The organism is Thiocapsa roseopersicina, from assembly GCF_900106925.1.
Lineage (GTDB): Bacteria > Pseudomonadota > Gammaproteobacteria > Chromatiales > Chromatiaceae > Thiocapsa > Thiocapsa roseopersicina.
Map to the genome: position 1 here is coordinate 1 of NZ_FNNZ01000072.1, position 2,048 is coordinate 2,048.

Genomic DNA, 2,048 nt, shown 5'->3' on the forward strand with positions numbered 1-2,048 from the left:
ATGGTGAGGGTCAGTGGTAGTAGTCGGCGCCACGCAGATTGGCGTGATCCAGCGGCAAACTCAGCTGATCGGGAGTCGGCAAGGGCCGCCGATCGGGCCTTGATCATCGATTGGTCCACTGTTGCTAAGCCGCCACAGGGACGAGGTACGGCGGCCTCGCCGGGCGCGGTCGTCGTCGCGCCGGTCGGGCGGGCCAGGGCATGCGCTCGAGCACCTGCTCGAACAAGGATGGGTGGGGCTGAGCGAAGAAGCGCTCGGCGGCCGTGGTGCCGTCGGGCCGCTTGATCGCAAAGTTGTGCAGGGCGGTCAAGACCTGCTGCTTGCGCGGACTGAGTCGGTGATGCCCGTGCTGATAGAGCGCGAGGAAGCCGTTGCGCCCCTCCACACAGGAACTGCTGCGCTGGAACAGATCGGCACACTCCCCGGCGACCTGCTCGAGATGGTGACGGGTCTGCGGATCCAGCGACTGGATCGGGTGCGAGGGCTGCCTCAGCGGGGCGAGACGCTGCGCACTCAGTGCTCGGAGTCGATGACGGGGCTCGGCGCGGGTGCTGCGTGCGGCGACGCGCTCCAGATAAAGCGCCGGGATCAGGTCGTCGAGCATCGCCTGCTCGATCGCCGGTGCCAGGTCCATCGCCTGCACCCGGGTGTTGACCATCATGAAGAAGAAGGTCAGCGTGGCGACGAGGCTTTGAGTCAGGCGCTTCGCCTTGGCCAGATGTGCGCGCAGGCGCTCGGACAGATCCGCCTCCTCGGCGATCGCCTCCAGGCGCGTCCCCAGACGCGCCTCCAACTGCTCGGGGGTTTGCGCCTGTCCCTGTTGGATCTCGTAGGGATGATCGACCTCGCCGAAGGCGCCGATCAGGGCTTTGGCCTCGGCGCGGTGCGCGTGGGCCTGCTCGCGCGCGAGGCTGGCTTGGACGTGGTCGTTCAGCGCCTCCTCGATGCGCGCGGCGAATGCCGGCGGGCGTCCCGGGCCATGGCGGCGCCGATGATAGGCCTGCTCGGCGGCGCATTCCTCTTGCCAGCGCGCCTTCGCCTCGGCCTCCGCCGTCTCGGCCTGCTGCTCGGCGCGCTTCAGCGACAGACTCATCGCCTGGCTGACCGCATGCTGCAGATGAAACAGGTCCGTGGCATGGTGTGCGCCCAGATCACGCTCGACATGCGCCAACAGCCCCTTGGCCTCATCGCTGGTGCCTTGCACCACCGTGACATTCAGCCCCTCGAGTCCACCCTCGAGCGCCCGTGTCCAGGCCGCCGCCGAGCGCTCATCGCTCCTCTGCTCGAGCAGGATGAAGTTCGAGGTCGCATCGATGCACACCAAGCGCATGCCGTCTTTCCACGTCTCATCTTCGGCGATACTCAGCAGGCGATGGGGCATGGATTGGGCCAGCGTCCCGCGCAGTTCGGTGGCGGCGGTGACGATCTGCTCCTCCAAGCCAGCATGGAACGCCTGCTGCGTACCGTAGGAGGCGCCGATGAACGCCGACAGCCCACTGCGCTCGAGGAAATCGCAGACCACGCGCACGCCCGCGCCGCCCTGCTCGCCGATGCTCCAGTGCGCAGCCACCAGAATCCGGCGCAGCCACACCACGCCCTCGGGCGTCTCGACGAAGGCCGACAGCGCCGCCGGCGCCGATGGCGCAGGGGACGCGTTCCAGTGACGCAGGGTGCTGCGCGCCACGCCGGCACCGCTGACCGCCGCGCGTTGACTCTGCCCATCCTGCCGGGCTTGCGCCACCGCATGCCGATGCTTGGCGCGATCCAAGCGATCGTGGATTGGCGTGGGGCGTCGATCTGCACTAGAGTCGACACAGGCAGGAGCATCGGACAACGGCGTTTCCCTCGGTCAGTTTGCACTTCCAAGGGTACGCCTCCCCGGCGCTCCTGCCACTCCTTCAGGGTGATTGATCTCCTACCGAAACACCCTGTTTTGGACCAACCGATGATCAAGGCCGCCGATCGAGCCCCTTCTCGAGGATCGTGGCGAGGCTTTTGTAGCCGACGGTGCCCAGCGTGAGCGCGCGTGCACAGGCCGCTTCCAGGCG

Annotated in this window: 1 protein-coding gene; it reads right to left on the minus strand. The window is 67.5% G+C overall.

Annotated elements, in window-relative coordinates; genetic code table 11:
• Positions 1-124: 124 nt before the first annotated feature.
• The gene (locus BLV04_RS24150; RefSeq protein ID WP_093038689.1) at positions 125-1,768 is read right to left on the minus strand and encodes a DUF6399 domain-containing protein; all 1,644 of its coding nucleotides are present in this window, start codon (positions 1,766-1,768) and stop codon (positions 125-127) included.
• Positions 1,769-2,048: the final 280 nt, after the last annotated feature.